This is a genomic window from Brevundimonas sp. (genome assembly GCF_036405315.1).
In the GTDB taxonomy this organism is placed as follows: Bacteria; Pseudomonadota; Alphaproteobacteria; order Caulobacterales; family Caulobacteraceae; genus Brevundimonas.
This window is the reverse complement of the sequence record NZ_DASWXW010000029.1, coordinates 1-14,098: the sequence shown is the minus strand read 5'-3', so window position 1 is coordinate 14,098 and position 14,098 is coordinate 1. Positions and strand designations below refer to the sequence as shown.

Here is a 14,098-nt window from a genome sequence, read left to right as displayed (position 1 = left end):
GGGCATGATCTTGACGTCTTCCTTGGCCTCGATGGCCTGGTGAAGACCTTCGGACAGGCGACGGCCCGTCATCATGCGGCCGGTGTATTCGTCGATCAGGACGATTTCGCCGCCCTTGATGATGTAGTCCTTGTCGCGCGTATACAGGGTATTGGCGCGCAGGGCCTGGTTGACGTGGTGGACCAGGCTGACGTTGCCCGGATCATAGAGGTCCGTGGTGTCTTCGGCGAAGTGGCCGCCGGCCTCCAGCATCTCCTCGACGCGCTCCGAGCCCAGCTCGGTCAGCAGGGCCTGGCGCTGTTTCTCGTCGAGGTCGTAGGTGGCCTTGTCGACGATCAGTTCCTTCACGATGCCGTCGACGATCTTGTAGAGGTCCGAACGGTCCTCGGTCGGGCCCGAGATGATCAGCGGCGTGCGCGCCTCGTCGATCAGGATGGAGTCGACCTCGTCGACGATGGCGAAGTGGTGGCCGCGCTGCACCATCTCGCGGCGGTCATAGACCAGATTGTCGCGCAGATAGTCGAAGCCGAATTCGTTGTTGGTGCCGTAGGTGATGTCGGCGTTGTATGCCGCCTGACGCTGGCCTTGCGACAGACCATTGACGATGACGCCGACCTCCAGGCCGAGGAAGCGATAGACCTTGCCCATGGTCTCGGCGTCGCGGCGCGCCAGATAGTCGTTGACGGTGATGACGTGGACGCCCTTGCCCGCCAGGGCGTTCAGATAGACCGGGGCCACGGCCACCAGGGTCTTGCCTTCGCCGGTCCGCATTTCGGCGATGCCGCCTTCATGCAGGATCATGCCGCCGGCCATCTGCACGTCGTACTGACGCTGGCCCATGACCCGCTTGGACGCCTCGCGCACCACGGCGAAGGCTTCGTTCTGGAGCTTCTCCAGGCTTTCTCCGGCCTCGATCCGGTCCTTGAAGGTCTGCGTCATCATGCGCAGTTCGTCGTCCGAGAAGGCCTCGAACTTGGATTCCAGGGCGTTGATCTTCTGGACCTGGCCCATGAAGGCCTTGACCTTGCGGTCATTGGAGGAGCCGAGGATTTTCTTGGCGAAGCCGAGCATGGGCGATCCGGTAAGGCGGTCGAGCGGCTGAAGGCTCTGAAAACAGGAAGCGTCGCGATCAGGAGCCCGGATCGACGCCGGTCCCGGCGACCCCGAAGTACGGGGCGCGCGCAGGGGCCGCGCAGACGATCGAAAACCCCTCGACTTGGGCGCAGCCGGGACTTAAGCACCGCCCTAACCCCTGTCAACGCGAGGGGCTTTCACAGGCCTGCCGAGACAGGCCCTCAGGACCCTGTTTTCGCCCCTTTTCGCCTTTTTGGCCGGAGCGCCTGATGCGTCTTTCGCGTCCATCCTTTCGAACCTTGCGGCCTGTGCTGGCGTCGGCCCTGCTGGTCCTGACCCTGACGGCCGCCTGCGGGCGCGGCGACGCGGAGACTCCGCCGGAAAAAGACGATCTGATCGTGGCGCGGGTGCTGGATCGTTCGGTCTGGGCCTCGGACGTGCGCCGCGAAGCGGTGGCGCAAGGGTTGGTCGGCGAGGGAGAGCCGCTGGACGTCAAGTCCGAGCTGTTCCGCCGCGTGCTGGACGAGGTGGTGGATCAGAAGCTGCTGGCCGCCGAGGCCCGCCGCCGCGGTCTGGACAAGAACCCCGCCGCCCAGCGTCGGCTGGAAGCGGTGCACGAACGCATCCTCGGCGACATGCTGGTGGAATCCGTCGTCAGCGGCGCCGTGTCCGATCAGGCGGTCGAGCGTCTCTATCAGGAGCAGCAGCGCCGGGCGCAGACGACCGAGGAGGTTCGTGTCCGTCTGATCCTGTCGCACACCAAGGAGCAGGCCGACGCCGTGGTCGGCGTCCTGGGGCAGGGGGCCGCCTTCGAGGCCGTGGCCGCCCAACGCTCGGTCGACGACGCCACCCGCTATTCCGGCGGCGACCTGGGCTATTCGACGCTGGACGTCCTGCCCGACGCCTACGCCGCCGCCGTGCGGGGCCAGGCGCCGGGCGCCGTGGTCGGGCCGGTCCAGACCGAGGGCGGCTGGGCCGTGCTGCGCGTCGAGGATCGCCGGCTGGAGACGCCGCCGACCCTGGATCAGGCCCGCCCTCTTATCGTCCGCTATCTGACCTATGAAGGCGTGCGCCAGCTGTTGGAGCAGCTGCGCGGCAAGGCTCAGGTGGAAGTCTTCCTCAATCCCGCCAAACCGGCGGCGCATCCGGCCGCCAAGCCCGCGCCCGTCGCTCCCTCCGCACCTCCCGCCGGAACCGTCGCCTCATGAACCGTCCGCCCGCCTCCAAGTCTGGTTCGACCGGCCAGATGATCGAATCCGCCATCGAAAGGGCACTGGACCCGCTGGCCTCGGCCCTGAAGCGCGCCACTCAGCCTGCCGCCAAGCCGGCGGCCGCGTCGCCCGGCAAACCCGGCCTGATGGTCTCGCCCCTGGCCGTGCCCTTCCCGACCATTCCCCCCATCGGCGGGGTCGAGATCGCCACCGCCCGCGCCGGCTTCTACAAGCACGAGCGCGACGACCTGGTGGTCTTCCACTTCCCCGAGGGGGCGTCCTGCGCCGGGGTCTTCACCCGCCACAAGGTGGGCTCGGCCCCGGTCGACTGGTGCAAGCGGCAACTGGACGCCGACAAGGGCGGCGAGGGGGTCAAGGCCCTGGTCGTCAACGCCGGCTGCGCCAACGCCTTCACCGGCAAGGCCGGAGCCGACGCGGCCCGCCGCACGGCCTCGGAAGTCGCCAAACGCTTCGATTGCCGTCAGCGCGACGTCATGCTGGCCTCCACCGGCGTCATCGGCGTGGTGCTGGACGAGACCAAGATCACCGCCCGCCTGCCGGACATCGAGGCGGGCCTGAAGGCCGACGCCTGGGCCCAGGCCGGCCTCGGCATCATGACCACGGACACCTTCCCCAAGGGCTCTTACGCGGAATGCGAGATCGAGGGCGTCAAGGTGAAGATCGCCGGCGTCGCCAAGGGCTCGGGCATGATTGCGCCTGATATGGCCACCATGCTGGCCTTTATCGTGACGGACGCCGCCATCGCCCCGCCGGTGCTGAAGGCCCTGCTGAACCTGCACGTCCGCACCACCTTCAACAGCGTGACGGTGGACGGCGACACCTCGACCAACGACACGGCCCTGCTGTTCGCCACCGGCGCCTCGGGCGCGCCGCGCATCGGCCGCGTGGGCGACCGCCGGCTCAAGGATTTCTCGGCCGCGCTAGACCGGGTGATGCTCGATCTGGCCCATCAGCTGGTCAAGGACGGCGAGGGCGCGACCAAGTTCGTGCGCGTCACCGTGGACGGCGCGGCCAGCCCCGCCTCGGCCCGCAAGCTGGCCAAGTCGATCGCTGACAGCCCCCTGGTCAAGACCGCCATCGCCGGCGAGGACGCCAACTGGGGCCGCATCGTCATGGCCGTGGGCAAGACCGAGGAGGCGGTGGACCGCGACCGTCTGGCCATCTGGTTCGGCCCGCACACGGCGGCCATCAACGGCGCTCCGGCTCCGGACTACGACGAGGCCAAGATGAGCGCCTACATGAAGAACGCCGAGATCGACATCACGGTGAATGTCGCCTCGGGCCGGGCCGCGGCCACCGTCTGGACCTGCGACCTGACCAAACGCTACATCGAGATCAACGGGGACTATCGCTCGTGAGCGACGCCGCCGCCGTCCCCACCGTCCTGGTCGTCGCCGTCGCCCTGATCGACCCGGACGGCCGGGTGCTGATCGCCAAGCGGCCCGAGGGCAAGCAACTGGCGGGCCTGTGGGAGTTTCCGGGCGGCAAGGTCGAACCGGGCGAGCGGCCGGAAGCGGCCCTGATCCGCGAGCTGAAGGAAGAACTGGACATCGACGTGAACGAGGCCTGCCTGGCCCCGTTCGTGTTTACCAGTCACGCTTACGATTCCTTTCACCTCTTGATGCCACTGTATCTGTGCCGGCGCTGGTCCGGCGTGGTCACGGCCCGTGAACACGCGGGTCTGGCCTGGGTGAAGCCGAACAAGCTGTCGGACTATCCCATGCCGCCGGCCGACGAACCCCTGGTCGCCTGGTTGCGCGACCTGCTCTGATCAGCCGCCGCGGGAGGGGGCCTGAATGCGACGTTTCATCGGCCGTCTTTACCGCGACGACAGCGGCGCCACCGCCATCGAATACGGCCTGATCGCCGGCCTGGTCTTCCTGGCCATCATCACCGCCGTCGGCGCCTTCACCTCGAAATCGGTGGCCATGTTCGAGTGGTTCGGCGACATCATCAGCGCCGCGATCAGCTAGGCTCGTCTACTCGCCGGATCGTTCCCTGACGCCGAGCGCATCCGCCAACCTCGTTTTCGCCGACCCGCGCCGCGCCGGCTTCTGCTGGCTGTCGTGCGGGGCCCATCCAGCCAGGTGGACCATCTCGAAGGTTGCGGGAATGCGTCCGTCCGCCTCGGCGTGGCGTTCGGCGTAGAGCTGCGCCGCGCGGGCCAGAACGGCGCGGTTCAGCGGCCGGATCGGTCCCGCCAGCACATTGGTCTCGCCCATGGCCCGCAGGTCGCGCATCAGGGCGAAGGGATCGTCATAGCGCACCGTCACCCGGTCCACGTCGCTGACCGGCAGGGCGAAGCCCGCCCGCTGCAGCAGGCCCGCCCCGTCGAAGCCGTCGGCGAAGGGCGAGACGCGGGCCTGGGCCCCGCCGTTGACCTCCAGCTCGGCCTCGGTCAGCACCCCGCGCAGCTCCTTCAGCGTCGCCGCCCCGAAAAGGCTGGCCACGAACAGGCCGTCGGGCCTCAGGGCGCGCCGGATCTGGGTCAGGGCGCCGGGCAGGTCGTTGGCCCAGTGCAGGCCCAGCAGGTTGACGATCAGGTCGGCCGACTGGTCCTCCAGCCCCAGAGGCCCGGCCCCCGGCGCGGCGCGCTCGGAAATCGACCCCACGGCGCGCACCTCGGCCACCCGGTCGCGGGCCGAACTGTCGGCGACGGCGCTGGCGAAGACGCCCGGATGGGGCGACAGGTCGACGGGGGCCTGAAACTCGCGCAGGATCACCTCCAGACTGTTCACCGCATTCTCGGCGGCGCGGACGTGCAGGAAGTCAGTGGCGGGGAAACGTCGCGCGGCGCGGCTCAGGCGCGCGGCGCGGCGCGCGGCGTCGAAGATGATCGGGGGACCGGAGGAGGGGGCGCTCATGTCGGTTCAGGATGGGGGCTGGCGAGGTCGAATAAAAGGCGTGACGGCGCCTATAGCATCCGGCGCGCGAGATGCGGGGCGCGGTCTGCTGGATATTCTGCTGCCGCCCACGGCCCATGACAGTCGCGAGGCCACGGCCTCGGCCGGCCTGACGCCCGACGCCTGGAGCCGGGTGATCTTTCTGGAGGCGCCGGTCTGCGACGGCTGCGGCGCGGCGTTCGAGTATGACGGCGGCGACTTCGCCTTGGACCGCTGTCTGGCCTGTCAGGTCCAGCCCTACGCCTTTGCCCGCGCCCGCGCCGCATGCGTCTATGACAAGGCCTCGCGGGGTCTGATCCTCAAGTTCAAGCACGGCGACCAGCAGCAGTTCGCGCCGCTGTTCGCGCGCTGGATCGCCCGCTCCGCCGCCGACGTCGTGGCTGAAGTCGACGCCGTGGTCCCCGTGCCCCTGCACCGATCCCGCCTGCTGGCCCGGCGCTTTAATCAGGCCGCCGAGATCGCCCGGCCCCTGGCCCGCACCGCCGGGCTCGACTACCTGCCCGACGTCCTGATCCGCAGCACGCCGACCGCCAGTCAGGGCGGCAAGTCGGCGCGCGGACGGCGGTTGAACGTGAAAAAGGCCTTCGCTGTCACAGAGGCCGGACGTCGCCGTATCAAGGGGCGGCGCATCCTGCTGATCGACGACGTCCTGACCACCGGCGCCACGGCCGAGGCCTGCGCGCGGATTCTAATGGAGGCCGGCGCCCGCGCCGTGGACCTGGCCGTCATCGCGAGGGTGCGAACCGCGCGCGAACCGCCTAAGTAGGGGGCTAGTCTGCAGTTCAAGGAGTTCCTGAGTTGGCCGAAGTCGTCATCTACACCAAGCCCGGTTGCCCCTATTGCGTCGCGGCCATGGGCCTGCTGACCCGCAAGGGCGCCGAATTTACCGAGATCGTCGCCTCGAACGACCCGGAAAAGAAGGCCGAGATGGTCGCGCGTTCGGGCGGCAAGGCCACTTTCCCGCAGATCTTCATCAACGGCCAGCACGTCGGCGGCTCGGACGACATCCACGCCCTGGACCGCAGGGGTGGCCTGGACCCCCTGCTGGCGGCCTGATGGGCGACCGGCTCGACATCGCCCCTTTGGACATCGCTCTTGTCCAGACGCGGACGCCGGCCACGGCGTCCGCGGGGCTGGCCCACGTCGAGCCGCTGATCCGCCAGGCGGCGGCGGGTGGGGCGAAGCTGATCCTGACGCCCGAGGGGACCAACTTCCTCGAACAGCGCCGGACCTTTCGCGACGCCGCCCTGTCGTCCGAGGACGCCGACGCCGCCGTTCTCGGCCTGCGCGCCCTGGCGGCGGAACTGGGCGTCTGGCTGCTGATCGGATCGGCCATCGTACGCTCGGATGCGCCCGGCGACGCACGCGCCGCCAACCGTTCGCTGCTGGTCGATCCGACCGGGACGATCACGGCGCGCTATGACAAGCTGCACGTCTTCGACGTCGATCTGGCCAATGGCGAGACCTATCGCGAAAGCGCCTCGGTGCGGCCCGGCGAGGCCGCAAGCCTGGCCGACACCCCCTGGGGCGGCTTGGGCCTGACCATCTGCTACGACGTGCGCTTCCCGCATCTGCATCGCCGGCTGGCCCAGGCCGGGGCCGCCATGATCGCCGTGCCCGCCGCCTTCACCCGTCCCACCGGCGAGGCCCACTGGGAAACCCTGCTGCGCGCCCGCGCCATCGAGACCGGCGCCTTCGTCCTGGCCCCGGCCCAGGGCGGGACGCACGAGGACGGTCGTCAGACCTGGGGCCGCTCCCTGGTCGTCGGCCCCTGGGGCGAAGTCATCGCCCGCGCCGATAACGATGAACCCGGCGTCCTGCACGCCGCCCTGGACCTGAGCGCCGTGGATAGGGCGCGCGCCTCGATCCCGGCCCTGCGGCACGACCGCGATTTCGACTGGCCGTCATGATCCGCTACGCCCTGTCCTGCGACCACGACCACGGCTTCGAGGCCTGGTTCGCCTCATCCTCCGACTACGACGATCAGGCCGCGCGCGGTCTGGTCGAATGCCCTTTCTGCGGCTCGACGGCGGTGCGCAAGCAGGTGATGGCCCCGTCCGTCGCCGGCACGAAGAAGACCGCCCCTTCGCCGGACGCCATGAAGCAGGTGCAGTCCATGATGATGCGGGCGGCGCGCGAGGTGCGCGAGCACGTCGAGCAGAATTTCGACTATGTCGGCGACGCCTTCGCCCGCGAGGCCCGCGACATCCACGAAGGCCGCTCCGAGAAGCGCGAGATCTACGGCGAGGCCACCCCCGCCGAGGTCAAGAAGCTGAAGGACGACGGCGTGCCCTGCGCCCCCCTGCCCAACCTGCCGCCCGACCCGAAGAAGGCGAACTGAGCGGATGGGGGCTTCCGCGACCCAAGGAGAGAGAGTTCGATGACCTTGCTGACCGCGCCCCTGATGGCCGCCGCCCTGATGCAGGCGCCCGGGCCCGACCTGTCGTGGATGGCCGGCTACTGGCTGGACTGCTCCGGCGGGCGCGAGGCGTCCGAGACCTGGAGCGACTCGCGCGCGGGTCTTCTGGTCGGTCATTCCGTGACCGTGCGCAACGGCCGCAGCAGCTTCGAGTTCGCGCGTATCGCCCCCTTGCAGGATGGCGTGCTGGCCTATGTCGCGCAGCCGGGCGGGGCCGCGCCCACCCCCTTTCGCCTGATCGAAAGCGGACCGCAGCGGGCGGTTTTCGCCAACCCCGCCAACGACTTTCCGCACCGCATCCTCTATCAACGCACGGGGGATGTGCTGACCGCCCGCATCGAAGGGGCGGATGACGACGAGACCCGGAGTGCGGAATGGAGCTTCAACAAGGCGCAACTGAACGCCCGCTGTCCCGGCTGAACTGGCGGCCCATGACGCCTGACGACATCGACGGCGTCGTCGGCGTCGCCCGCCTGTCCTTCCCCGATCATTTCGAGGGGCGCGAGTGCTTCGCCGAGCGTCAGGAGCTGGCGCCCGAGGGCTGTTTCGTCCTGGCTGACGCCGCCGGAACCGTCAGGGGCTATCTGATGGCCTATCCGTGGAAGCGCAACGCCGCTCCGCCGCTGGACAGCCTGATCGGCGCGGTCCCGGACGACGCCGAGGTCATCTATCTGCACGATCTGGCGGTTCACCCGGACACGCGCGGCGGCGGCTTCACCCGCGTCATCGTCGAGCGTCTGGCGGAACAGGCGAAGGCGGCGGGCTGGCCCGAGATCGCCCTGGTCGCCGTCAACGAGGCCACCGCCTTCTGGGAACGCAACGGCTTCGTCGTGCAGAACCCGCCCGGCATGGCGGAGAAGCTGGCCAGCTACGGCGCCGACGCCCGCTACATGATCAGGCCGCTCTGAGCGATCAGGCGTCCCGCGTCGCCATCATCATGTAGTTGATGCCCACGTCGTCGCCCTCGCTCCAGCGGTCGTTCAGCGGGTCATAGGCCAGGCCATAGGGGCCGGTGACGCTCAGGGGCTCGCCGTCCAGCATGGCGCGCAGTTCTTCGGGCTTGAGGAACTGGCGCCAGTCGTGGGTGCCGGCCGGGACCCAGCGCAGCACGTATTCGGCGGCGACCTTGCCCAGCAGCAGGCCCTTCAGGGTGCGGTTCAGGGTGGCGACGATCATCATCCCGCCCGGCTTGATCAGCTTCGAGCAGGCGCGGATGAAGGCCTCGGGATCGGCGACGTGCTCGATCACCTCCATGGTCAGGACCACGTCGAAGGGGCCCGCATTCGCCTCGACCATCTGCTCCACCGTGGCGGCGCGATAGGTGATGTCGAGCCCGACCTGTTCGGCGTGGGCGCGGGCGGTGCCGATGTTCTCGGACGAGGCGTCCAGGGCCGTGACGTCAAAGCCCATGCGCCGCATCGGCTCGGCGATCAGGCCGCCGCCGCAGCCGATGTCGATGAGGCTGAGACCCTTGAAGGGCGCGCGCGTCTGAACGTCGCGGCCGAAGTGTTCGGCGGCGCGGTCGCGGACGAATTTCAGTCGCGCCGGATTGAAGCGGTGCAGGGGCGCGAACGGCCCTTTCGGGTCCCACCACTCGGCCGCCTGGGCCGAAAAGCGCGCCACATCGGCGGGATCGATGCTCGGCCCCTCGGCACGATCGGCAGCAAAGGGTGAAAAACCCTCTTCGCTTTGGGGTTTGCGCGGCTCGAGGCTGTCGTTAGAAGCGGACATGGTCGCAGGCATGAACCGCCTTGGCCGCCCATGCAAGCAGGGGACGAAACGCCACGATGACGCGGCCCGAAACGACACGACTGGTGATGAAGTTCGGGGGCACCTCCATGGGGGACCTCGAGCGTATTCGTCGTGCGGCGCGAATTATCGCCGCCGAGGCCGCCAAGGGCAAACAGATCGCCGTGGTGGTTTCCGCCATGGCCGGCAAGACCAATGAGCTGGTGGCCTGGACCGACGGCGCCGGACCGGCGGCCGCGGGCCTGCCCCTGTCGGACGACGAATACGACGTGGTGGTCGCCTCGGGCGAGCAGGTGACGTCGGGGCTTCTGGCCCTGACCCTGCGCAACATGGGCCTGAACGCGCGCAGCTGGATGGGCTGGCAAATTCCGATCCTGACCGACGACGCCCACGGCCGCGCCCGCATCGAGGACGTCCCCGGCGACGTCTTGGGCGCCGCCGTCGACAGCGGCCAGATCGCGGTGGTGCCCGGCTTCCAGGGCGTGACCCGCGACGGCCGTATCACCACCCTGGGGCGCGGCGGCTCCGACACCTCGGCGGTGGCGGTGGCGGCGGCGCTGGAATGCCCATGCGACATCTACACCGACGTGGACGGCGTCTATACGACCGACCCCCGCATCGAGAGCCGCGCGCGTCGCCTGGAAAAGGTCTCCTACGAGGAGATGTTGGAAATGGCCTCTCTCGGGGCCAAGGTGCTGCAGACCCGCTCGGTCGAGCTGGCCATGGCCAAGCAGGTCCCGGTCCGGGTCCTGTCCAGCTTCATTGAGCCGGATGAGAATGGAAATCTGCCGGAAAACGCCGGCACCCTGATTTGTGACGAGGATGAGATCGTGGAAAAGCGCATCGTTTCCGGCGTGACCATGAGCCGGGACGAAGCCCGGATCACGCTGCTGGGTCTGGCGGACCGCACTGACGCCCCGGCCGACGTCTTCACGCGTCTGGCCGAGGCCAACGTCAACGTCGACATGATCGTGCAGAGCCAGGCCCGCACCGAGGGCGCGGTCAATCTCACTTTCACGACCGGTCGCCGCGACGCCCAGCGCGCCGCCGAGATGATGACCGCCGCCAAGGCCGAGCTCGGCTTTGAAGAGCTTCGCATCGACGCCGACGTGGCCAAGATCTCGGTCATCGGCGTGGGCATGCGCAGCCATGCGGGCGTGGCCCAGACCATGTTCCGGGCCCTGGCCGACAAGGGCGTGAAATTCCAGGCCATCTCGACCTCGGAAATCAAGATCAGCGTGCTGATCGAGGACGCCTATTCCGAACTGGCCGTGCGGGCGCTTCATTCGGCCTACGGGCTCGACGCCCTATAGGAAAACAGCAACGCCGCCCTATCTGACGAGGTCAGCGGGGCGGTCAGGCGGGAGGCGGCATGGTGAAGGGCGGTTTGACGACGAGGGGGCCTCGCAACCTCCTGCGCCAGATCCGCGAAGCCATGGCCGGCGGCGGCCCGGCGCAGGACCGGCTGGACATGGTGGTGCGCACCATCGCCCAGTCGATGGTCGCCGAGGTCTGCTCCATCTATCTGCGCCGCGCCTCGGGCGAGCTGGAGCTGTTCGCCACCCAGGGTCTGAACCCCGAGGCCGTGCACGCCACCCGGCTGCGGCCCGGCGAGGGTCTGGTCGGCGAGGTGGCCCGGCTGGGCCAGCCGATCAGCCTGTCGGACGCCCCGTCCCACCCCAGCTTCTCCTATCGCCCGGAAACGGGCGAAGACCCTTTCCACGCCTTCCTCGGCGCGCCCCTGCTGCGCGGCGGCCGGGCCATCGGGGTTCTGGTCGTCCAGAACCGCGCCGCCCGTCGCTATGACGAGGAAGAGGTCGAGGACATCCAGACCATCGCCATGGTTCTGGCCGAGACGGTCGCCTCGGGCGAACTTCTGGCCCAGGAGGAGTTGCGCGACGTCGAGGTGGCCCCCCATCGCCCCGAGCGGCTGAAGGGGCAGAAGTTCGCCGAAGGCCTGGCCTATGGCGTCGTCGTCCAGCATGAGGCGCCCCTGGCGCCGGAACAGCTGCTGTCCGACGATCCGGTCGCCGAGGAAAAACGTCTGGCCGAAGCCCTGTCGGCGCTCAAGGCCGGCATCGACGCCATGCTGGAAGGCGGCCAGAGCAAGCTGGGCGGGATCTCGTTCGAGGTGCTCGAGACCTATCGCATGTTCGCCGACGACCGGGGCTGGAACCGGTCGCTGGAGGAGGCGGTGCGCTCGGGTCTGACCGCCGAGGCGGCCGTCGATCGGGTCCGCAACGAGCACCGCGCCCGCTTCGCCAACGCCCGCGACCCCTATATCCGCGAGCGGCTGCACGACTTCGAGGACCTGGCCAACCGCCTGCTGCGGGTGCTGGCGGGCGACAACCCCGGCCATCGCGACCTGCCCGACGACGCCATCCTGGTCGCCAGAAATCTCGGGCCCGCCGATCTGCTGGAGTATCCGCGCCACAAGCTGCGCGGCCTGCTGCTGGAAGAAGGCTCGGCCGCCAGCCACGCGGCCATCGTCGCCCGCGCCCTGCAGATTCCCTGCGTCGGGCGTCTGCAAGGCCTGCGCGACCGTCTGTCCGAAGGCGATCAGGTCATCGTCGACGGCGAGACGGGCGAGGCTTACTTGCGCCCCCGCCCCGACATGCTGGCGGCGGTCCAGACCCGCATGGCCGTGCGCGAACAGCGCCGGGCCGAGTTCGACCTGCTGCGCGACACGCCGGCGGTCACGAAGGACGGCACCCGCATCGCCTTGCTGACCAACGCCGGTCTGGCGGTGGATCTGGAGAATCTGGACGCGACGGGGGCCGAGGGCATCGGCCTGTTCCGCACCGAGTTCCAGTTCATGGTCTCGGACGAGCTGCCGCGTCTGGACGCCCAGACGGCCCTCTACAAGCTGGTTCTGGACGCGGCGGGCGACCGGCCCGTCACCTTCCGCACCCTGGACATCGGCGGCGACAAGGTCCTGCCCTATCTCGACAATGAGCGTGAGGAGAACCCGGCCCTGGGCCGTCGCGCCATCCGTCTGGGCCTTGACCGTCCGGCCCTGTTGCGGATGCAGGTGCGGGCGCTTCTGGCCGCCGCCGCCGGGCGCGAGCTGCGCGTCATGTTCCCCATGATCGCCACGGTGGACGAGTTCCGCGCCGCGCGTGAACTGGTCGATGTCGAGTGCGACTGGGCGCGGCGGCGCGGCCGGCCCTTGCCGTCCCTGCTGCGGGTCGGCGCCATGGTCGAGTGCCCCAGCCTGCTGTGGCACCTGGACGCCCTGCTGCCTCTGACCGACTTCGTTTCGATCGGCACCAACGACCTGTTGCAGTACATGTTCGCCGCCGACCGGACCAATCCCCTGGTGTCGGACCGCTACGATCCGCTGTCGCCGCCGGCCCTGCGCGCCCTGGCCGAAATCCAGCAGAAGTGCGCCGACAGCGCCACGCCCGTTTCCGGCTGCGGCGAACTGGCCGGGCGCCCGCTGGAGGCCTTCGCCCTGATCACCCTGGGCTACACTCGGCTGTCGGCGCCGGCGGGCGGAGTGGGGCCGGTCAAGCGGATGATCCTGTCGGCGGACCTGCCGGCGGCGCGTCGCGGCATGGCCGTCCTGCTCGGCTCCTCGGCCGGGTCGGTGCGCGGCGAGATCGAGTCCCTGGCGCGCAAGCTGAACGTCGTCGTCTGATCCAAGCGGAGCCGCTTTCCCGCGTTGCCCGCGGGACGGGCCTCGTCTAAGCCAAGGGCAGGACGCCTTCGCGTCCGCACGGACGGAACCCCGCATGGATCAGGATCGGCAGGACGCGCCGTCCCTCGAGGACGCCGAGACGCTGGGCGAGGCCCTGCGCGCGGCCCGTCTCGCCTCGGGCCGTTCCATGGCTCAGCTGTCGACCATGACGCGGGTGCATCCGCGCTATCTGACCGCGCTGGAGCAGGGCGAATACGCCGTCCTGCCGTCGCGCATCTTCTCCATGGGCTATGTGCGGGCGTACGCCGCCGCTCTGGGCCTGGACGAACTGACGGCCGTCGAACGTTTCAAGCGCGAGTTCCCCGAGGCGGCCGTGCCGCTGCAGGCCCCGACCGGGACCGAGGTGCAGCAACAGCAGGTGCGGCGCGCCTCGCCCAAGATTCTGGCCGCCCTGGGCGTGCTGATCGTGGCCGTGGTCGGCTGGAACGTCTTTCAGCGCGTCGTCCGCATCGAGCCGCCGCATCCGTCCGATCTGGTCGCCGTCCCCAAGGACTGGGCCAAGGAGGCCGACGCCGAAGTCGAGCGGCCCCTCTATCTGGGCGCGCCGCGCGCCGCGCCGCCGGACCAGACGACACCGGCCCTCTACGTCACCCCCGGCCTGGAAGCCCAGCTGACCGGCATCGATCCCGACGATCCCAATGCGGTCCCGCCGCCGGCGCCGCCGGTGCAGGCCGCCTTCAACCCGCGCGGCGCGGTCTACGGCGCCTCGGCCATCGCCTCTCAGGTCATCCTGCAGGCCAAGAAGCCGGCCATCCTGGTGATCCGTCAGGCCGACGGTCGGGTCCTGTTCGCGCGCCAGCTGGCGGCGGGCGAGGCCTGGCGGGCGCCGCTGAACGTTTCGGCCACGGTGGACACCCCCGATCCCGCCGCCTTCGATGTCTATCTGAACGGCGAGCACGGCGGCGTCCTGCCCGCGCCTCAGTCGCCGCTGGGCCAGTTGAACGCCCGCGCCCAGACCGCCGCCCGCCAGTCGGAAGCCCGCGCCGCGGCCGCCGTCGAGGCCCAGGCCCGCGCCCGCGCG

16 protein-coding genes are annotated in these 14,098 nt (G+C 69.5%); 13 read left to right on the top strand and 3 right to left on the bottom strand.

The window, feature by feature from the left end; all coding sequences use genetic code 11:
- A partial coding sequence (locus tag VGE49_RS02050) for a preprotein translocase subunit SecA (protein WP_331032926.1) occupies nucleotides 1-1,071 on the bottom strand: 1,071 nt, incomplete at its 3' end.
- A gap of 272 nt (nucleotides 1,072-1,343) precedes the next feature.
- On the opposite strand from VGE49_RS02050, the gene VGE49_RS02045 reads away from it, so the two are divergent.
- From VGE49_RS02045 to VGE49_RS02030, 4 genes are read left to right on the top strand one after another with little or no spacing between them, the layout of a single operon-like run.
- Nucleotides 1,344-2,282: a peptidylprolyl isomerase gene (locus tag VGE49_RS02045; RefSeq protein ID WP_331032925.1), complete on the top strand. Its 939-nt coding sequence runs from the start codon at nucleotides 1,344-1,346 to the stop codon at nucleotides 2,280-2,282.
- Entirely contained in the window at nucleotides 2,279-3,664 is a 1,386-nt protein-coding gene (gene argJ, locus VGE49_RS02040; RefSeq protein ID WP_331032924.1) for a bifunctional glutamate N-acetyltransferase/amino-acid acetyltransferase ArgJ, read from the top strand. The genes VGE49_RS02045 and argJ overlap by 4 nt, the downstream gene beginning before the upstream one ends.
- A complete protein-coding gene (locus tag VGE49_RS02035) occupies nucleotides 3,661-4,077 on the top strand; it encodes a (deoxy)nucleoside triphosphate pyrophosphohydrolase (RefSeq protein ID WP_331032923.1) in 417 nt (138 codons plus the stop codon). The genes argJ and VGE49_RS02035 overlap by 4 nt, the downstream gene beginning before the upstream one ends.
- A gap of 25 nt (nucleotides 4,078-4,102) precedes the next feature.
- The gene (locus VGE49_RS02030) at nucleotides 4,103-4,279 is read left to right on the top strand and encodes a Flp family type IVb pilin (protein ID WP_331032922.1); all 177 of its coding nucleotides are present in this window, start codon (nucleotides 4,103-4,105) and stop codon (nucleotides 4,277-4,279) included.
- Between the two features lie 6 nt (nucleotides 4,280-4,285).
- Here the strand turns inward: VGE49_RS02030 and VGE49_RS02025 are convergent, their stop codons facing one another.
- Nucleotides 4,286-5,170 (bottom strand): methyltransferase domain-containing protein, encoded by an 885-nt coding sequence (locus tag VGE49_RS02025; protein WP_331032921.1) that lies wholly within the window; start codon nucleotides 5,168-5,170, stop codon nucleotides 4,286-4,288.
- Here VGE49_RS02025 and VGE49_RS02020 point away from each other — a divergent pair.
- Genes VGE49_RS02020 through VGE49_RS01995 form a run of 6 tightly spaced genes read left to right on the top strand, consistent with a single transcriptional unit; the run spans nucleotide 5,169 to nucleotide 8,536 of the window.
- Nucleotides 5,169-5,975, top strand: a complete 807-nt coding sequence (locus VGE49_RS02020; RefSeq protein WP_331032920.1) for a ComF family protein — start codon at nucleotides 5,169-5,171, stop codon at nucleotides 5,973-5,975. The two genes, VGE49_RS02025 and VGE49_RS02020, sit on opposite strands and share 2 nt — an antisense overlap.
- Before the next feature lie 32 nt (nucleotides 5,976-6,007).
- A complete protein-coding gene (gene grxC / locus VGE49_RS02015; RefSeq protein WP_312065260.1) occupies nucleotides 6,008-6,265 on the top strand; it encodes a glutaredoxin 3 in 258 nt (85 codons plus the stop codon).
- Nucleotides 6,265-7,119, top strand: coding sequence for a carbon-nitrogen hydrolase family protein (locus VGE49_RS02010; RefSeq protein ID WP_331032919.1), 855 nt, complete (start codon nucleotides 6,265-6,267; stop codon nucleotides 7,117-7,119). The genes grxC and VGE49_RS02010 overlap by 1 nt, the downstream gene beginning before the upstream one ends.
- On the top strand, nucleotides 7,116-7,550 hold the full coding sequence (locus VGE49_RS02005) for a DUF1178 family protein (RefSeq protein ID WP_331032918.1): 435 nt from the start codon (nucleotides 7,116-7,118) through the stop codon (nucleotides 7,548-7,550). Before VGE49_RS02010 ends, VGE49_RS02005 begins: the two co-directional genes overlap by 4 nt.
- A 39-nt stretch (nucleotides 7,551-7,589) precedes the next feature.
- Nucleotides 7,590-8,048 carry a DUF6265 family protein gene (locus VGE49_RS02000; RefSeq protein ID WP_331032917.1) on the top strand — a complete coding sequence of 153 codons (459 nt, stop codon included), beginning with the start codon at nucleotides 7,590-7,592 and terminating at the stop codon, nucleotides 8,046-8,048.
- Nucleotides 8,003-8,536, top strand: coding sequence for a GNAT family N-acetyltransferase (locus VGE49_RS01995; RefSeq protein ID WP_331032916.1), 534 nt, complete (start codon nucleotides 8,003-8,005; stop codon nucleotides 8,534-8,536). The genes VGE49_RS02000 and VGE49_RS01995 overlap by 46 nt, the downstream gene beginning before the upstream one ends.
- Before the next feature lie 4 nt (nucleotides 8,537-8,540).
- On the opposite strand, the gene ubiG is transcribed toward VGE49_RS01995, so the two are convergent.
- Complete coding sequence (ubiG, locus tag VGE49_RS01990; protein ID WP_331032915.1) at nucleotides 8,541-9,359, bottom strand: bifunctional 2-polyprenyl-6-hydroxyphenol methylase/3-demethylubiquinol 3-O-methyltransferase UbiG; 819 nt, start codon at nucleotides 9,357-9,359, stop codon at nucleotides 8,541-8,543.
- 56 nt (nucleotides 9,360-9,415) lie between these two features.
- Here ubiG and VGE49_RS01985 point away from each other — a divergent pair, with 56 nt between their 5' ends.
- From VGE49_RS01985 to VGE49_RS01975, 3 genes are all read left to right on the top strand, one after another.
- A complete protein-coding gene (locus tag VGE49_RS01985) occupies nucleotides 9,416-10,690 on the top strand; it encodes an aspartate kinase (protein WP_331032914.1) in 1,275 nt (424 codons plus the stop codon).
- Nucleotides 10,691-10,749: 59 nt separating this feature from the next.
- On the top strand, nucleotides 10,750-13,017 hold the full coding sequence (gene ptsP, locus VGE49_RS01980; RefSeq protein ID WP_331032913.1) for a phosphoenolpyruvate--protein phosphotransferase: 2,268 nt from the start codon (nucleotides 10,750-10,752) through the stop codon (nucleotides 13,015-13,017).
- A gap of 94 nt (nucleotides 13,018-13,111) precedes the next feature.
- The coding region (locus tag VGE49_RS01975) for a helix-turn-helix domain-containing protein (protein ID WP_331032912.1) at nucleotides 13,112-14,098 on the top strand (987 nt) is incomplete at its 3' end.